Source organism: Phytohabitans maris (assembly GCF_031085175.1).
Taxonomy (GTDB): domain Bacteria; phylum Actinomycetota; class Actinomycetes; order Mycobacteriales; family Micromonosporaceae; genus Phytohabitans; species Phytohabitans maris.
In genome coordinates this window covers 1-16,789 of sequence record NZ_JAVHUY010000073.1, presented here as the reverse complement: position 1 = coordinate 16,789, position 16,789 = coordinate 1, and the positions used below count along the sequence as shown (strand labels likewise).

Sequence of the window (16,789 nt, the reverse complement as noted above, 5' to 3'; positions counted from 1 at the left end):
TAGACATGTGTCTCTTCCCACCCGCCGTCATACAGGTGTCGCCGCATCGTCCGAAGGGGACGCTAGCCGCCGGGCGCGAGCGATGACGTCCTCTGGAGACAGCGGACTTGCGGGGTGGTGGCTGAGGCACAGTGGCGTCCGCGCCTTGCGGAACGGTTGCCCCTCGACAGCGACGTAGAACTGCCCACTGCTCAGGCGCGAGATTTCTGGCAGGTCGCCGCCCTTGAAACGGGCCATCTCGCGGGCTGCCTCGATGTGCACTGGCGCGTTGAGGAGCCCGAAGAACTGCGTCGCCGCGTTGCCAGGTATCTGACTGTGCAATCCCTTGGGTGCCTGGGTGGCGAAAATGAGGCCGAGGCCGTACTTGCGAGCCTGGGAGGCCAGCATCAGCGTGCTGCGGGTGCACGCTGTGACCGGGCCGGACGGTGCGAGCGTCTGCGCCTCGTCCATAACAAGCAGTCCGCCCAGTGGCCGATCGCGCGCCGGGTTGCGCTTGATCCAGGAGAAGAGGGCCATCTGGAGCTGGTTGACGAAACCCTGCCGCTTCTCGTCGCCCGGAAGCCCGACGAAGCTGATGACCGACACCCGGGCGCGCTTGCCCGGAGCCGGTGTCAGCAGCGTGCCGGGGTCCGCCGACTCGCCGGTGCCGCCGAAGAGAGGGTCGTTGATCCGGGCGGCCTCCAGATTCTCCGCCAGGTCAGCAGCGATCGCCACCGCGCCGGTCAGCTCGCTCACCCCGTCCGGGAGGTCCCGCAGCAGATCGATCAGGCCGCTGAGGGTAGCCGGCCCACCCTGACGGCCGTAGTGCCGCAATGCCTGACGGAGCACCGCCTGGCCGCGCAGCGCCTTGGCCGTATTGGCGGACACCTGTGCGCGCGGCGCCAGCGCGTCGACCGCACTGTCGACGGCCTGCGTGAACTCGTCGGGGTCGTCGCATACGCCGCTGAAGTCGGGAAGGGGCTGGAAGGTCAGCGGCCGTCCGCCCTCCCGCCCCGGAGTCCAGACCACGACGTCCGTCGACTCGAGGTAGTCGGCTGCCGCCTGCTCGTCGGCGTCGCCCCACGTGTGCGGCTCGTCCGGCCAGGCGTCGCCGAGGCGGGCGAGGTCATTGTTGGGGTCGAGCACGATAGCGGACACGCCCAGCAACGCGCATTCCTCGACCAGCCGCCGGATCAGGACGGTCTTGCCCGATCCCGAGCCAGCGAAGATGGCGGTGTGCTTGCGCAGTGCGGACAGCTCCACGTGGATGGGGTCGCCCTGGTCAAAGTCGTCGCCCAACCGGAGATACACCCCGGCGGGCGTAGCCGCGGCCACAGGCTCCGCAGGGGCGCCCGACGGCTCACCGAACTCCTTGATCTGGGTGACAGGCGCCTTCGCGTCCGCCGGACTTGCCTCTGCCGGAACCACCTCGGCGGCGAAGGCATCAGCGTCGCCGGCGGCAGGCGGCACTGATGACTCTCCCATTCCGTGCGGCACGCCCCCGGCGGGTATCTCGCGTCCAGCGTCGGCGAGCGCGGTCGCCAGCAAGGCAGTGCTCGAAGCTGGGCGTCGCTCGACCAGCCAGGCCTGTAGGCCGTCCGGCTCCTCGGCAAGCAACGTCCGCAGCGCGACCAGGCTGCGCAGGTCGTCCTCGCCGAGCGGCAGCGTACGCCCGCCAGCCGCGACGAACGCCTCTACCGCTTTGCGCCGCCCGGGACTCTCCGACCATTCCTCATTCCGCAGGATGAAGAGCCGCCGCTGGGCGACACCGTGCGCCAGGCCGGCGGCGTCGCATGCGTTGCGAAGTCGGGCAAGCTCGGCGTTGTAATGCTGTGCCGCGATGGCTCGGAACGCCCAGTGGGCCTCATCCCCGGTCCGCTCGTCCAGCGTCCGCCGCAGGCGTGCGTGCAGCACCGGCTTGCGGACCGGAATCGTGTCTTGATCGAAGTCGGTGTCGGCGCCCTCCCTGATCCACGCGTCCAGCGCGGCGGCCAGCAGGGACGGTATCTCCGTGTCTTCGCTCGCCGGGTCGAGCAACCCGTCTATCTGCGCCTGTTCCCGCAGCGCCGCGTACCGCTCGTCAAGCGGTCGTAGCGACGACCGGTCGGCCGACATTGGCGCTGGCACCAATGTCTCGGCGGCGGCTGTGAGCGTGGTCATCTCGGTGACCTCACCGCTGAGCACGCACGAGCGGATGTGCCGTTCGACGTTGATGAGCAGCTGTCGCGGCGTGAAGTCGGGGGCGTCGGCGAACGCTTCGGGTCGCACCGGCCAGGTCGGGTACGGCGGCGCGAACCCCACCTCCTCGTAGTGCGCGGCGAGTCGGCGTTCGATCAGGGCCCTGCCGACGCTGGCGTCCGGGATCGACTCAAGCGTGGCTGTCTCGCGGAACCTGTCCTGTACGGTGTCGACCGCGTTGGTCTTGATCAACGACCAGGACACCGGCAACAACGCGAGAACGGTCACCGTACGCCAGGTCAGCTCGCGCAGCTCCATCAGACCGCCCGCCACCTGGTCGAGCAGGACCGCCGCGTGCCAGCTGTCCGTGTCGTTCTCGGTGGGCGTTGCGGAGACGTGACTCCGGTTCGCCACTTGTGCGATGAGGCCGTCGACCTGATCCACTGCGATAATCGAAGGGCCAGTGAACGCGAGGAGCCGGGACACGTCGGAGACGAGCTCCTGGGGCAGCCGCCGCGTCGGCCGGATACCCCACGCGGCCCGTTCACCGGTTTCCGCCTCGTCCGCCGCGAGCAGATATGACATCCCGATGTCCTGCACGCGCTGGTCAGGGCTGGCGAGTAGGGCCAATGCGCGGGCGGCGTCCCGACACCCGATCCCGATCTGGCGACTCATGCCGCCCAGAGCGGCCACGAACGCATCCGCCCGATCCGGTGTCATCGGTGCCCGACCCGTGACCGCCATCCTGGTCACAACCGGAAGGTCGAGCGCGTTGGTTAGGCGTTCCAAAAACGCGTGCAGCTGCGTCGTACCCTCGCCATCGACCGGCTGGTGCAAGCCATCCACGATAGACGCCGTGACGCTGCGCCAGAACGTGTTGGCGTCGAGCAGATTGACCAGGAAGAAGTAGCCTCCCCTCAGCTGGGTCAGCTCCCGCACCCGGCTGAGCAGATGGGTCTTACCCGCACCGCGTTGACCCCGCACCGCGACGCCGATGGGGCTGGCATCCGGGCTCCGCTCGGCCGTAGCCAAGCCGTCGAGGACGGTCGCGAGCACGTCCGTGTGGAGGCCGTCGACGTGGAATCGCGGGGAGTGCCAGACGTCGTTCCTGGTCGGCGTGTAGTTGAACTGGAGGTGCGCGAGTGCCTTCAGCATCGCCTCGGTCACGACGCCTCCACCGAGATCGAGTGCTTGGGCTGGTCGCCGATCACCACCGCAGCGGCCCGTGTACGCGCGTCGAGCGTCTTCTGGTTGGCTTCGGGCACGAGGGCTACGCCCCGCCGGCGGTTGAGCCGGCGCAACGCCGCGTCGACCTCGGCCGGGGCGAGGTCGCTGACCAGATCACGCAGGTCGGCGAGGCTCACCAGGTCGCCGGCGCGATGGGCGATCGTCCGGTACGCCGCGCGCACACGCTCCTCGACGTCCTGTTCGACCGCCGCCGGTTTCCGGGCTGGCGCGACGGTCGGGGCGGGGGCGTTCGAAGCGGAAACGAACTCCTGGAGACTGGACCGCTGCGCCGCCAGGAAACGACCCCACAGCTGGAGTACCGCGTAGAGCGCCCCGCCAACAGCACCCGCACCGGGCGGCGGCGAGCCACCTTCAAGCTGGCTGCGGCAGCGCACCCAGCCCTCGTCACCCAGCATCAGCATGAGCCGACCGGAGGGGCGCTCGACCTCGATCAGCTTCAACCGCTCCAGCTTCTCCCGAGACGGCTTCTTCAACCCGCAGCGGTGGTGGTTGGTCAACCTCGCATTGGGAACCGGCCCTGCCTCGGCCATGAGGATGAAGAGCGCAGCCGTCTCGACCCTCGTCAAGTCTTCGTCCGGCACGTTAGTTTCCTTTCCCGGCCCGCCTGCGATTGGCGAGAAACTGTTGAAGAAGTGCGAGTACGTTCTCGATGTCATCGAGGACCTGCGTGTTAGTGAAGCGAAGTACGGCGTACCCGTTGAGTTGGAGCATCACGTCGCGGCGGCGATCATCGGCGTACTTTCCTGCTGCGCGATGGTCATCTCCGTCGATTTCCACAATGCACCGCTCCCGTTTCCACAGCAGGTCGACTCGGACAGGATTGACCAGCGGCCCCGGCCGGACGGTGTGGTTCCAGGCCCGACCGGTCGCCCAGGGCCGATCAGCAAGCACGGCCTCAAGCACCACTTCGGCGCGGCTCGTCGGATGAGGCTTGCCGACGACACCGAGACCCCGTCGCTTGCCAGCTGAACTACCCTCACGCGGGCGCCCTCCGGTCGGCTCCGTGGGTCGGACGCCTGGGCCTTCCGAACCAGGTACTGCAACCGAGGCCTGCCGCACTTGTGACGCCACCGCGACTTCCGACAACCCATCGAGGTCCGGCAGCGCCCCACCGCAGATCCACACCGCCAACCGGCCATGATCGACCAACCACTGCGCTGCCCGTACCAGACACAGCACTTCGTGCTCATCGAGACCGCCGGGCGGTTGCAAAAGCAACGCGCAGGCCGGCCGCCCGAAGCTGGCTGCGAGCACCCGCGCCAGCCCAAGCGCGCGAACCTCGGGTTGATGCCGCCGCGTACGTGGCCCCCGTCCTGCCAAGGCACCTGCCGCCAAGTCGGCGAGAAAGGGACCGTACTGAGCGGTGCGCGCGGCATGGGCGAAAGCGAGCGCACGGACGGCGGTCAAGGCGGCACCAGCCGAGCCCGCGATGCCTTCAGCTTCAGGAAGCCAAGCAGGAAAGAGTTGCCCGGCGACCGCCTCCATTTCGTCCAGGATGGAGCCGACCATCGCGCTCTGACTCCGGGACCGTGCCGTTCGTTGGACAATGACCGCCGGAGCGTCGAGCGGCGCCTCCGCTACCGCGAGGTCCAAGTCGTTCGGCTGGAAGCATTCAATCCACACCACTCGATCAGTCGGAATCTCCGAGAGAGAAAAGGCCAACGGCTCGCCTAACATGAGAAGACCGCGCCCATTCTGACGAGCCACCGATGGGAGTGACAATCGCCCGGCCGGAGGGCGGGCCATCACGGTCCGGCACCACTTGCTGTCCGATCATCGGTGTCATTCCGCGTACGCTCGGTCGACGCGGAACACGCCCAAATCAGGTAGCCAGAGTTACGTCCGCACCTCGCCCGCGTGATTGAGCTGGCCGACGCGCGAGGGGCCTCGGCGCGGGAGGGGGCAACCTGGACGCGGCGAGCTTCCGGCAGCTCCCGGTATGGGAGGCTCCCACGAAGCCGCAGCTCCTCGCGGAGCTAGCCCGTATCGAGGCGCGTTGGCCAGTGCCGGCGAAGGCCTTTGCCGGAGAGTCGTCGTCCTACTCGCGTCTGGGACCGCGATGAGCCGGAACGGGCAGCCGTCGATGGTCCGGGACCGCCGGCGTCGTGCGTTGCTTAGTCCATCGACTGCGGCTAGACAAATGCGTGGGGTCGACTGCGTCCGACACGCCGCTGACGTTTGCGTCAACGCCTCACTGGTGGCAACCGCTAGCCACGCCGGCAACCTCCCGCCCGCGGCATCCTTCCGCCCGGTTCGTAGCCGTCCCATGGTTCAACGCCGGTGCCTGCGCACCCGGTCCAACCCTTCCCCCATGCGAACCACGCCGCTGAATCAAGGCGGGCCGGGTAACGACGAGCAGCACAATTGGTCACATTTGGTTGGCGAACAGATGGCGCAAATAGGTGCGGCCGTCGGCCGGACGAGACCCTGCTTCGTGCACGTCGAGACGGCCTGCTGCACGACTCCTGTTGCTACCGAGGAAGCGCTTCACGGCGGATGCGCACACCTCATGTGGTACGGGGGTGAGGGCAAGTGCGTGGCACGATTCTTCGCGAGAACGTGTTCTACTCTCGGCGGCGTCTGAACTTAGGGCGTCGAGCCGTACACTCTCCGGCATCGAGCGCCAACGACGTCCGGCCGTTGCGCGCCCGCAGGGAGGAGATCGCATGCAAGACCCTTCGGACTCGATGGAGAGCGCGGTGCCTGAGGAGAACGGTCAGCGCAAAACCGTCGAGTCGCCCGTTGTGGACAAACCGGCACCCGACTCGGACGTCGATTCGACGACGGCATCGACGGTCCTGGCGGAGGTGCTCCCGGGAGTTGCTGTCGTCTTCGGCGAGGTCCCCGCGGTACTCAAGCTCGATTTGATTGATTTCGGGCTCGTGCCGGCCACCGACCGCACGCAGATCTCCACATTTCTCGCCTCAATCGGCAACACCGCGACCGTGGCCGGTAACCTCGGGAACGCATTCGCCAGCGCACAGGGACTCTACCGGCTCAGCAGCACGACACAGGCCCTACTGAAGGCCGGCGGAACGCTCGCGGTCAAGGACGGCGCGAACCTCGGCGCGATTTTCGCCAACGGCAGGATCGTCGGTCAGGCACGGCTCATCCCGGTGACTGCGGTGGGCGCGGCGCAGCTCGCGGCCACGCTCGGGCCAGCACTAGCCATGATCGCCCTGCAGATGCAGCTCAGTGAGGTTGCCAGCCTCGCCCGTACCAACATCGCCCTGACAAACCAGGTACTCACGACCATCCGCCACGAGCAGTGGGCCGAACTGACGGCGCTCGTCGCCAGCATCGATCGCGCGGTCGGCCAGGCGCGAGAGATCGAATCGGTTCCCACCTCCTTGTGGAACAGCGTCGCGGGCACGGAACCGGCTCTGCGTAAGCAGTGTGACCTGTACCGGCTGAATGTCAGCGATCACATCCGACAGATCCGTCACAACACACAGGGCCGCCGTGCCTATCTCGAGACGAACGCCGAGGCGATCCTCTTCGACGCACACGCCCTGCTGTCGTCACTTAAGGCATGGACCGGATATCAGGCGCTGCACGCCGCGCGGGCTAGAGCCGCTGGAGCCGAAGACGCCGACGAGGCACGCCTCGTCGAGGTCATCGCGCGCGACACCCGCGCGGCGCTCGACTCCGCTCTCCCCGAGGCGACCGGCCTCGTCGAGGCGCTGACCCGGGAACTACGCATCATCGTTGAGCTCCCCGGACGCGGCACACTGCCGCTGTCGGGCAAGCGAAAGGACTCGGCCGCGGTCCGCCAAACCTCCGCCGGTCTGCTGGAGGCGATCCAGCCGCTCGCCGATGCCCTCCGCCCGCCGGCCCCTCCGCTGGAGGTGCCGGACGCCGTCTGCGCACCCGAAACGCTGGATCTCAACCCGTACCTGCGTATTCTGCGGTGGTTCCTCGATGACGGCGAGACCCTCCGCGTCCTCGGCTTTCCCGATCAGCCCGATGCTTCCGATCCCCTCTCCTCGATCCTGAACGGAGCGATGGGGAAGCTGGCAGCAGCGAGGGACAAGGCACCCGCGAAGACACTTGTCGCCGTCACCGATCGCCGCGTCATCACTGCCAAGACCAACACATTCCTCGAGCAGGGCGAGATCCGGCAGGAAATCCCGATCGACCAGGTGCGATACGTCCGAGCAGCGACCAGCCAGGACAAAAGCTCACGCACGGCGATCGACCTCATCACCCGCGACGAGAACATCCGATGGCACTTCCAGGTCGACATCGACAACACCCAGGTGGACACGCTTGCCGCCGTGCTCGCCGAGTCGATGACTATCCCAGACGCCGAACGCGAAGAGCTTCAACAGCGGAGCCACGCCGCCATCGCGGCGGCCAGCAAGGTCGAGATTACTGGCACGACACCTACGCAGCCGACCGGATCCGAAACGACGACCAGCATCGCTGAGTAGGCCTCAAGCCCAACTGATCCAGTCAACCGGCCGCCCGGTTGGACCACTCGATCACTACCTCCCACCACCGCTTGGAGCAGGCCCGCTGAGGCCGACGACGTCCACTTGGCCTCTGACGACTCCGATGCCTCGACGCCTCGTGGCATCGGTGCTCAACAGCACCAATCGGCTCACCACTGATCACGACAACGGCATCGGCAAGATCGAGTGCACTGTAATGCCGGGTAGCGGCGGCGCGTGATGGCGCCGCCGCCTCCTAGAAGGCGGTGTACTGCGAAGACCCGATAAGCCCTTCAGCAACGGACGCCGGCCGCCGCGATGCCGTGCACCCGCGCAAGGGGGCACCGGTCATCGCCGGTCACCGTGGCGTGCCCCCGTACGCTGGTTTGGGCAAGTCAACGGCACCCTCGATGACCAGCGTCGCGGGGACCAGCGAATGTGAGGATGTCTTGCGGGCCCCCATACGAACCCTGACTCTCCAAGGTCTTCTTGTGGGCGCGCGAGAGGGTGAGCCCGATAGAACCGGTGTCTCTAGGCTGGGGGCGTGGCGCGGTACTTCGAGGTGCATCCGGACAACCCGCAGACCCGGACGATCCGGCAGATCGTCGACCTCGTGCGGGGCGGCGGGCTGATCGCGTACCCCACGGACTCGTGCTTCGCGCTCGGATGCCAGATCGGCAACCGCGACGGGCTGGATCGCATCCGGCGGATCCGCCACCTGGACGAGCGGCACCACTTCACGCTGGTCTGCCACGACTTCGCTCAGCTCGGCCAGTTCGTGCGGATCAGCAACTCGGTGTTTCGCCTGGTCAAGGCGTGCACGCCGGGCAGCTACACGTTCATCCTGCCGGCCACGTCGGAGGTGCCGCGGCGGCTGATGCACCCGAAGAAGCGGACCGTCGGCGTCCGCATTCCGGGGCACGTCGCCGCCCAGGCGCTGGTGGCTGAGCTTGGCGAGCCGCTCATGTCCAGCACGCTGCTCCTGCCTGGGCAGGAGGAGCCGATGACCCGGGCGGGCGACATCCGGCAGCGGCTCGACCACGACCTCGACGCGATCGTGGACGCGGGCGAGTGCGGTACCGAACCGACGACCGTGGTCGACCTGTCCCAGCCGGAGCCGGTGATCCTGCGCCGGGGAGCCGGTGACCCGGCCCCGTTCGAGTAGCGACTTGCCGGCGGGGGCCGGACCGGGTGCGGCTACGGTGAGGTGCATGGCGGTTGTGAAGATCAACGCGATCGAGGTCCCCGAGGGCGCTGGCCCGGAGCTGGAACGGCGGTTCGCCGCCCGGCTGCACGCGGTGGAGCATCAGCCCGGGTTCCTCGGGTTCGAGCTGCTGCGTCCGGTCGCGGGCGAGAGCCGGTACTTCGTCTACACCAAGTGGGAGAGCGAAGAGGCGTTCCAGGCGTGGTCCAGCGGCCCGGCCCGGGAGGCGCACGGGGGTGCCCGGGGCAAGCCGGTCGCGTCCGGTGCCACGCTGCTGGAGTTCGAGGTGGTCCAGCACGTCTGAGCCGTCAGCGGCCGGAGGATGACCAGCCGGGCGTAGCCCGCTCGCTACCAGCCCAGCTCGCCGCCGTCCTCCTGGAAGGTACCCGTGGGGCAGAGTGCGCTGGAGACGTTGACGACGACCGGGTTGGCGGACTTCTTCAGCAGCGGCAGCGCCGCCTCCGTGACCCGGACGACCGAGACGGCGTTGGCGTCGAAGACCTCCGCCGACTACCTGACCCGGCTCGAGCAGGGGCGGGCGACCGCGCCCTCGGCGCAGGTGGTCGAGTCGCTGGCCCGGGCGCTGCGCCTGGCCGACGCGGAGCGTGACCTGCTGTACCGGCTGGCCGGCCACGCCGCCCCGGGCCTTCCGTTCCGTGGTGCTGCGCTCACCGCGCGGGTCATCGCCGGCTGCTCGGTGGGGTCAGCCCTCTGGACGTAGGTCCATGCGCAGCAGTTCGGCCTCTTCCGCGACCCCCTTCGGGCCGCTGGTGCCCTCGGGCAGCAGCGACCAGACGTCCTTCTTGCGCACCATCCGCGGGGATACCAGCCGCATCTCCTCGCCGCCGATCGACAGCCGTGCCGTCCCCGCGCGGAGCACGTTGCGGACCCAGTCAGCGCGCGGCCCGTACATCGGGATGAACAGATAGCCATCGGGGAGAGGATGGGCGTCCAACGGCGTCCGGTAGATCCTGCCCGATGATCTCCCCACGTGGATCAACACGGGCCGAACCCCTCGGCGGATCTCTCTCGGGTTGAAGACGCGCTTGTTGATCTGGGCAAGCCAACGCGGCAGCGGCATCGGCGGCTCCTCCGTCTCGTGGTCGCCCTCCAGCGGCTTGGGTCAGGGTAGCCGCACCGCGCGATGCGCCTCGCCGGCGACGGCAGCACCCGTGGGTCGCTGACGGTCGCGGCGAGTCGAAGCCCGGACCCGCGCTCCATCGTGGACTGGTGCACCGAGGCGGTGGGCTGCGAGACTTCGTGCCATGCCGGGCTCGGAACGCCTGCGACCGTGGCCGCTGGCCGGGCTCGCATTCCTGGCGCTCGTCCTGGGCGCCGCCGCCGTTGTCGTGGTGATGGTGGCCGGCGGCGACCCGCAGGTGGTCGCCGCCGTCGTCTCGGTGGCGTCCACGTTGTTGACCGGGCTGGTCACCGCGGCCGCGACGTCGCTGTGGCGGCGCCGGCACTGGCGCGGGCTGGACCCGTCCGCGGCGCTGGCGGAGGCCGCCGACGACCTGGCCGAGGCGGTGTCGCGGCAGTGGGAGCCGGCCCTGGCCGACCGGCGGCTGCGCGGCCCGATCCCGGTCCGGTGGGCGTGGTCGCGGCCGCTGAGCGGGCGGGTCGACGACGCGGTCGGTCAGGCCGGCGGGCTGGCGCACGGACGGTTCCCGCCGCTGCCCGGGACCGCGGCGGCGACCGCCGCCACCGTGCGCTCCGGCGGCCTGCCCGAGCTGTTCGCGGTGTACGCGGGGCTCAGCTCCGGCCGGATGGTGGTCCTCGGCGGGCCGGGTGCCGGCAAGTCCGGGGCGGCGATCCTGACCGTGCTGGAGGCGCTGGAGCATCGCCGTGGCGTGGCCGCTGGCGAGCGCGCCCAGGTGCCCGTGCCGGTACTGCTGACCGCGCAGACCTGGGACCCGCGGCGGCAGAGCCTGGAAGACTGGGTCGCCGAGCGGCTGGCCAGCGACTTCCGGTTCCTGCGCGCCCCCAAGTACGGCCCGGACGTGGCCCGGCGGCTGGTCCGGGAGCGGCGGGTGGCGCTGTTCCTCGACGGCTTCGACGAGCTGGCGGCGGCGTTCCGGCCGGTCGCGCTGGAGGTGCTCAGCGAGCGGGCCACCTCCCGGGTGGTGCTGTTCAGCCGCACCGAGGAGTACGCGGAGGCGGTCCGCCGCGCCAGCCTGCGCGGCGCGGCGGCGCTCGCACTTCGCCCGGTACCGCCGCGGGTCGCCGCCGACTACCTCGCCCGGCTGCACGTCGCCGAGCCCTCACCGCAGTGGCGGCGGCTCGTCGACCGGCTGCGCGCGGCGCCGGGCAGCCCGCTGGCCCAGGCGCTCGCCTCGCCGCTGACGGTGAGCCTGGCCCGGGACACGTTCCCGGACCCGGACGAGCTCGACGAGCTGCTCGCCCCCGACCGGTTCGCGAGCCCGGCCGAGGTCGAGGACCACCTGCTCGACCGGGTGCTGCCCGCCGCGTACCGGGAGCGCCCCGGCCAGCCACCCGGCCGGTACGACCTGGCGCACGCCCGCCGCTGGCTGGGTTTCCTGGCCACCGCGATGGACCGGGAGGGCACGCGGGAGCTGGCCTGGTGGCGGATGCACCGCTGGGCGTCCGCCGCCGTACGGGTCGCCGCCACCACCCTGCTCGGCGCGCTCACCGCCGCGGCGACGGCGGCCGTGATCGGCGGGCTCACCGAGGACTTCGGCGACCGCGACACCATCGACGCCGGGCCGGCCGCGATCGTGGGCCTGGTGATCGGGTTCGCGATCGGGCTGGCGGTGGAGCGCCGGGAGTCGCCGGTCGGCGGCCTCACCGGCCCGGCCGGCGCCCGGTTCAACCCGGCGATGGCGCTGGTCTCCGGCATCGCGGTCTGGCTCGCCGCGTCGCTGACCCTCGGTCCCACGGTCGGCGCGCCGGGCCTGGTCATCGCGCTCGCCGCCGCGGCGGCCGCCGGCACCGCCACCGGGCTCGCCTCGCAGACCGGCCTGCAGCGCAGCGGCTCGGCCCTGCCCCCGCAGGCCGGGGCGGCCGGCACCCTGCGCGCCGGCTTCACCCAGGGGCTGCCCGCCGGCCTCGCCACCGGTATCCCGATCGGGCTGGCCACCGGCGTGCCGGTCGGGCTCGGCTACGGCGCGCCGGCCGGGCTCGTCATCGGCCTGGTCATCGGCGTGACGTTCCTGCTCGCGTTCGGCCTCGTCGACGGCTTCTCCGCCGCCTCCCTGGACGTGGCCGCGCCGCTCGACCCGATCTCCGCCTGGCGCCAGGACCGGCGGCGCAGCGTCACCGCCGGCCTGGTCTTCGGCCTCGCGGTGGGCGTCGCGGCCGGCGTCACCGACGCGATGGCGATGGCCCGGCACGACCCGCCGCGCGTCGCGATCCCCGTCGGCGTCGTCACTGGCGTCGCGGTCGGTATCGCCACCACGGTCGCCGCGGCGCTCACCGTCTCCAGCACGTGGCGCGGCACGCTGCTCTTCCTCCAGCTCCGTGCCCGCGGCGACGGACCGGCCCGCGGCATGCACTTCCTCGAGGACGCCCACCAGCGCAACGTGCTGCGCGTCGTCGGCTCCGTCTACCAGTTCCGCCACGCCCGGCTGCAGGACCACCTCGCCCGGACCCACCGTTCGGCGAGGGCGCCGAAGACCGGGCCGCCGCGGTCAGAGCCCGGCGCGGACGGCGTCGCGTAGGAGCCGGCCGAGCTGCTGCCGGTCACCCCGGGCGAGGAGGTGGAGCAGGAGGCCGCGCAGCAGGGCGAGGGTCTGGGTGGCCCGCGCGACGGCCCGTTCCGGCGGCACGTCCGGCTGCGCGGCGACGAGGACGTCGACGATGTCCTGAATGGACTGTTCGGCGTAGCCCCGCCAGGGGCCCGGCTCGGGTGCGACCGAGCGGGTGTACGCCTCGAAGAAGAGCCGGATCAGCCCCCGCCGCCGCGGTGCGCTCGCCCATTGCCAGAGCCGGTCCACCACGTGCGGGTACCGGTCCGCGCTCGGCTCGACGGGTTCGGCGGCGAGCCGGTGGACGAAGGCGAGCTGCTCTTGGCGGCCGCGGGCGAGGATCTCGCGCACGAGGCCGTCCTTGGACCCGAACAGGTACAGCAGCACCCGCGGGCTCGTCCCGGTGGCGGCGGCCAGCGGCCGTAGCGAAAGGTCGGCCAGCCCGTGCTCGATGGCGTACGCGTACGCCGACGCCAGCAGCTCGGCCCGCCGGGGCGAGCCCGCGTCGGTGGGGGCGGCCGGCGGTGGGGTGTTGCGGGATGGCACGGCGCTCAGCATACTGAAACAGTCGGTTCAGTAGCGAGGCGGGAAGTCCGATGCCGAGCATGCCCACGGTCGCCGCGAGCGGGTCGTTCTCGCTGACCGGCCGGACCGCCCTTGTCACCGGTGCGGCGCGCGGGCTCGGGCTGGAGATCGCGCGCGGCCTGGCCCAGGCCGGAGCCCACGTCCTGGTCAACGGCCGCGGCGCGGCCGCGTCGGCGGCCGCCGTGGCCGACCTGCGCGGCCAGGGCTGGTCGGCCGCCCCGCTCGTCTTCGACGTGACCGAGGCGGAGGCCGCCGGGCAGGCACTGGCCTCGGTGAGCGGCGCGGGCTCGGGGATCGACGTCCTGGTCAACAACGTGGGCCAGCGCGACCGCCGCGGCCTCGACGAGCTGACACCCGACGACCTGACCCGGTTGCTGCAGGTCGACGTGGTCGCGGCATTCCGCCTCAGCCGCCTCGTCGCGCGCGACCTGATCGCCCGCCGGGCCGGCGGGCGGATCGTCAACGTCTCCTCGGTGCTCGGCCAGCTCGGCCGCTCCGGCGACGCCGCGTACAGCACGGCCAAGGCCGGCCTCGACGGCATGTCGAGGGCACTCGCCGTCGAGCTGGGCCGGCACGCGATCACCGTAAACACGGTCGCGCCCGGCACGTTCGCCACCGAGACCAACGCCGTGCTCGCCGACGATCCACAGTGGACGGCGTGGCTCCGGCGCCGCACCGCCCTGGGCCGCTGGGGCCGCCCCGAGGAGGTCGCCGGCGCCGTGGTCTTTCTCGCCAGCGACGCCGCCTCCTACGTCACCGGCCAGACCATCGCCGTCGACGGCGGCATGGCCAGCACCTTCTACGCCGACGCACCCTAGCCGACCCCATTTCCAAGACAAAGATCCGAGCTACCGCGACGCCCGCCGTGGTCCAGACCGTTGCTCCCGCGGCCTCACCCTCCGCGTTTCACAAGCCAACCCCTCCACACCACCCACCGCGGACGCCACCCGCCGAGCCCACGCTCGCCGCCGCCACCCTCCCCGCGGCGGCCCGACACGACCGTGGCCGGTCTTCGAGCGCGGCCCGGCCGGGTGGTTGTCTGAAGCGGCTCTGGAGCTGCCCCGTTTGTGCGCCCACAGGAGGCCTTCGGGGCCGCTGGTTCCGGCTCGCTGTCGCCGGCCCGAGTGACGGGTCGCCGGGCCGGCCGGGTGGTTGTCTGAAGCGGCTCTGGAGTTGCCCTGTTTGTGCGTGCAGGTTGAGAGCTTTCTGGATTGACGACCGGCGGTCGCTGTCGGAGGGGGCCGTTCGGCTGATCGCCGCTGGTAGGGCTGTCGGATGGGGTGCGGCTGCGGGGTTGTGGTGTGGGGGTTAGGTGGTTTCGGTGATCATGGCGGCGGCGGCGGTGCGGTTGGTGGTTTCGTCGATGAGGATGAGGCCGCCGGTGGTGCGGTTGCGGCGGTATGGGTCGGCGAGTAGGGGGATGGTGGTGCGTAGGCGGATGCGGCCGATTTCGTTGAGGCCGAGTTGGGTGGCGGTTTCGTCGCGGTGGAGGGTGTTGACGTCGAGGCGGTACTGGAGGCTGCGGATGATGGCGCGGGCGGTGCGGGTGGTGTGTTTGACGGTGTATTTGCCGCCGACGGTGAGGGGGCGGGTTTCGTCCATCCAGCAGATCATGGCGTCGATGTCTTGGGTGGTGGTGGGGGCGTTGTGGGGGCGGCAGATGAGGTCGCCGCGGGAGATGTCGATTTCGTCTTGGAGGCGGATGGTGACGGACATGGGTGGGTAGGCCTCGGTGACGGGGCCGTCGGCGGTGTCGATGCTGGTGATGCGGCTGGTGAAGCCGGAGGGTAGGACCATGATCTCGTCGCCGGGTTTGAGGACGCCGGAGGCGACCTGGCCGGCGTAGCCGCGGTAGTCGGTGATGGTGGTGGATTGGGGGCGGATGACGTATTGGACGGGGAAGCGGACGTCGACCAGGTTGCGGTCGGAGGCGATGTGGACGTGTTCGAGGTGGTGTAGCAGGGAGGGGCCTTCGTACCAGGGGCTGTGCTCGGAGCGGGTGACGATGTTGTCGCCGTGTAGGGCGGAGATGGGGATGACGGTCAGGTCGGGGGCTTCGAGTTTGGCGGCGAAGGAGGTGAACTCGTCGGCGATGCGTTCGTAGACCTGTTGGGACCAGTCGACCAGGTCCATTTTGTTGACGCACAGCACGAGGTGGGGCACGCGTAGCAGCGAGCACAGGAACGCGTGCCGGCGGGATTGTTCGACCAGGCCTTTACGGGCGTCGACCAGGATCAGGGCCAGGTCGGCGGTGGAGGCGCCGGTGACCATGTTGCGGGTGTACTGGATGTGGCCGGGGGTGTCGGCGATGATGAACTTGCGCCGCGGGGTGGCGAAGTAGCGGTAGGCCACGTCGATGGTGATGCCCTGTTCGCGTTCGGCGCGGAGCCCGTCGGTGAGCAGGGCCAGGTTGGTGTACTCGTCCCCGCGGGCGGCGCTGACCGCCTCGACCGCCTCCAACTGGTCGGTGAACAGCGACTTGGTGTCGTACAGCAGCCGACCGATCAACGTCGACTTGCCGTCATCGACGCTACCGGCGGTCGCGAACCGCAGCAGGTCCATCGTGCGGGTCTCCAGCACGGGCACGCTCATCAGAAGTAGCCTTCCCGCTTACGGTCTTCCATCGCCGCCTCGCTGACCCGGTCGTCGCCGCGGGTCGCGCCGCGTTCGGTGATCCGCGTGGCGGCGACCTCCTCGATCACCGCGGCCACCGTGTCCGCCCGCGAACGGACCGCCGCCGTGCAGGAGGCGTCACCGACCGTGCGGTACCGGACCGTCTCGGTGAACACGATCTCGCCGGGGCGGGCCGCCAAGAACTCGTTGACCGCGTACAACATCCCGGCCCGATCCACCACCTCACGCTCATGCGCGTAGTAGATCTCCGGCAACGCCAACCCCTCGGCGGCGATGTAGTGCCACACGTCCAACTCGGTCCAGTTCGACAACGGGAACACCCGGATCGACTCACCCGGATGGTGCCGACCGTTGTACAACGACCACAACTCCGGCCGCTGGTTCTTCGGATCCCACTGCCCGAAATCATCCCGGAACGAGAACACCCGCTCCTTGGCCCGAGCCTTCTCCTCGTCCCGCCGCGCCCCACCAAACAACGCATCAAACCGGTACTTTTCCACCGCCGCCAGCAACACCGGCGTCTGGATCCGGTTACGCGAACCATCCCCCGACTCCCGCACCAACCCCGCCTCCAGGGCCTCCGGGACGCTGGCCACCACCAACTGCAAGCCCAACCCAGCCACCCGCGCATCCCGGAACGCGATCACCTCCGGAAAATTGTGACCGGTATCCACATGCATCACCGGAAACGGAACCCGCGCCGGCGCGAACGCCTTCTCCGCCAACCGCAGCATCACGATCGAGTCTTTACCACCCGAAAACAACAACACCGGCCGCTCCAACTCAGCGACCACCTCACGCATGATGAAGATGCTCTCGGCCTC

General features: G+C 70.0%; 13 protein-coding genes. 6 read left to right on the top strand and 7 right to left on the bottom strand.

What is annotated here, in order from left to right; translation table 11 throughout:
- Positions 1-27 precede the first annotated feature (27 nt).
- From RB614_RS42525 to RB614_RS42515, 3 genes are read right to left on the bottom strand one after another with little or no spacing between them, the layout of a single operon-like run.
- A complete protein-coding gene (locus tag RB614_RS42525; protein ID WP_308718408.1) occupies positions 28-3,324 on the bottom strand; it encodes an ATP-binding protein in 3,297 nt (1,098 codons plus the stop codon).
- Positions 3,321-4,061 carry a hypothetical protein gene (locus tag RB614_RS42520; protein WP_308718407.1) on the bottom strand — a complete coding sequence of 247 codons (741 nt, stop codon included), beginning with the start codon at positions 4,059-4,061 and terminating at the stop codon, positions 3,321-3,323. Before RB614_RS42520 ends, RB614_RS42525 begins: the two co-directional genes overlap by 4 nt.
- A complete protein-coding gene (locus RB614_RS42515) occupies positions 3,988-5,082 on the bottom strand; it encodes an endonuclease domain-containing protein (protein ID WP_308718406.1) in 1,095 nt (364 codons plus the stop codon). Before RB614_RS42515 ends, RB614_RS42520 begins: the two co-directional genes overlap by 74 nt.
- Positions 5,083-6,104: 1,022 nt before the next feature.
- Here RB614_RS42515 and RB614_RS42510 point away from each other — a divergent pair.
- The 4 genes from RB614_RS42510 (at position 6,105) to RB614_RS42495 (ending at position 9,763) form a co-directional block, all read left to right on the top strand.
- Positions 6,105-7,838 (top strand): hypothetical protein, encoded by a 1,734-nt coding sequence (locus RB614_RS42510; RefSeq protein ID WP_308718405.1) that lies wholly within the window; start codon positions 6,105-6,107, stop codon positions 7,836-7,838.
- A 544-nt stretch (positions 7,839-8,382) separates the two neighbouring features.
- Positions 8,383-9,003, top strand: a complete 621-nt coding sequence (locus tag RB614_RS42505; protein ID WP_308718404.1) for an L-threonylcarbamoyladenylate synthase — start codon at positions 8,383-8,385, stop codon at positions 9,001-9,003.
- A gap of 46 nt (positions 9,004-9,049) precedes the next feature.
- On the top strand, positions 9,050-9,346 hold the full coding sequence (locus RB614_RS42500; RefSeq protein WP_308718403.1) for an antibiotic biosynthesis monooxygenase family protein: 297 nt from the start codon (positions 9,050-9,052) through the stop codon (positions 9,344-9,346).
- A gap of 84 nt (positions 9,347-9,430) precedes the next feature.
- Positions 9,431-9,763 (top strand): helix-turn-helix domain-containing protein, encoded by a 333-nt coding sequence (locus tag RB614_RS42495; protein ID WP_308718402.1) that lies wholly within the window; start codon positions 9,431-9,433, stop codon positions 9,761-9,763.
- Here the strand turns inward: RB614_RS42495 and RB614_RS42490 are convergent.
- Positions 9,746-10,123, bottom strand: coding sequence for a PNPOx family protein (locus RB614_RS42490; RefSeq protein WP_308718401.1), 378 nt, complete (start codon positions 10,121-10,123; stop codon positions 9,746-9,748). The genes RB614_RS42495 and RB614_RS42490 overlap by 18 nt on opposite strands.
- Before the next feature lie 184 nt (positions 10,124-10,307).
- Here RB614_RS42490 and RB614_RS42485 point away from each other — a divergent pair, with 184 nt between their 5' ends.
- Entirely contained in the window at positions 10,308-12,719 is a 2,412-nt protein-coding gene (locus RB614_RS42485) for an NACHT domain-containing protein (protein ID WP_308718400.1), read from the top strand.
- Here the strand turns inward: RB614_RS42485 and RB614_RS42480 are convergent.
- The gene (locus RB614_RS42480; protein ID WP_308718399.1) at positions 12,690-13,292 is read right to left on the bottom strand and encodes a TetR/AcrR family transcriptional regulator; all 603 of its coding nucleotides are present in this window, start codon (positions 13,290-13,292) and stop codon (positions 12,690-12,692) included. The genes RB614_RS42485 and RB614_RS42480 overlap by 30 nt on opposite strands.
- A gap of 59 nt (positions 13,293-13,351) precedes the next feature.
- Here RB614_RS42480 and RB614_RS42475 point away from each other — a divergent pair, with 59 nt between their 5' ends.
- Positions 13,352-14,149 carry an SDR family oxidoreductase gene (locus tag RB614_RS42475; RefSeq protein ID WP_308718398.1) on the top strand — a complete coding sequence of 266 codons (798 nt, stop codon included), beginning with the start codon at positions 13,352-13,354 and terminating at the stop codon, positions 14,147-14,149.
- Positions 14,150-14,639: 490 nt separating this feature from the next.
- On the opposite strand, the gene RB614_RS42470 is transcribed toward RB614_RS42475, so the two are convergent.
- Positions 14,640-15,923, bottom strand: coding sequence for a sulfate adenylyltransferase subunit 1 (locus tag RB614_RS42470; RefSeq protein ID WP_308717262.1), 1,284 nt, complete (start codon positions 15,921-15,923; stop codon positions 14,640-14,642).
- A partial coding sequence (cysD, locus tag RB614_RS42465) for a sulfate adenylyltransferase subunit CysD (RefSeq protein WP_308717261.1) occupies positions 15,923-16,789 on the bottom strand: 867 nt, incomplete at its 5' end. The genes cysD and RB614_RS42470, both read right to left, overlap by 1 nt.

Bases quoted from the DNA above. Each gene is read 5' to 3' on its own strand.
- RB614_RS42475 (WP_308718398.1), top strand. From the start codon at position 13,352: ATGCCCACGGTCGCCGCGAGCGGGTCGTTCTCGCTGACCGGCCGGACC.
- RB614_RS42500 (WP_308718403.1), top strand. From the start codon at position 9,050: ATGGCGGTTGTGAAGATCAACGCGATCGAGGTCCCCGAGGGCGCTGGC.
- RB614_RS42485 (WP_308718400.1), top strand. From the start codon at position 10,308: ATGCCGGGCTCGGAACGCCTGCGACCGTGGCCGCTGGCCGGGCTCGCA.
- RB614_RS42470 (WP_308717262.1), bottom strand. From the start codon at position 15,923: ATGAGCGTGCCCGTGCTGGAGACCCGCACGATGGACCTGCTGCGGTTC.
- RB614_RS42490 (WP_308718401.1), bottom strand. From the start codon at position 10,123: ATGCCGCTGCCGCGTTGGCTTGCCCAGATCAACAAGCGCGTCTTCAAC.
- RB614_RS42515 (WP_308718406.1), bottom strand. From the start codon at position 5,082: ATGTTAGGCGAGCCGTTGGCCTTTTCTCTCTCGGAGATTCCGACTGAT.
- RB614_RS42520 (WP_308718407.1), bottom strand. From the start codon at position 4,061: ATGACATCGAGAACGTACTCGCACTTCTTCAACAGTTTCTCGCCAATC.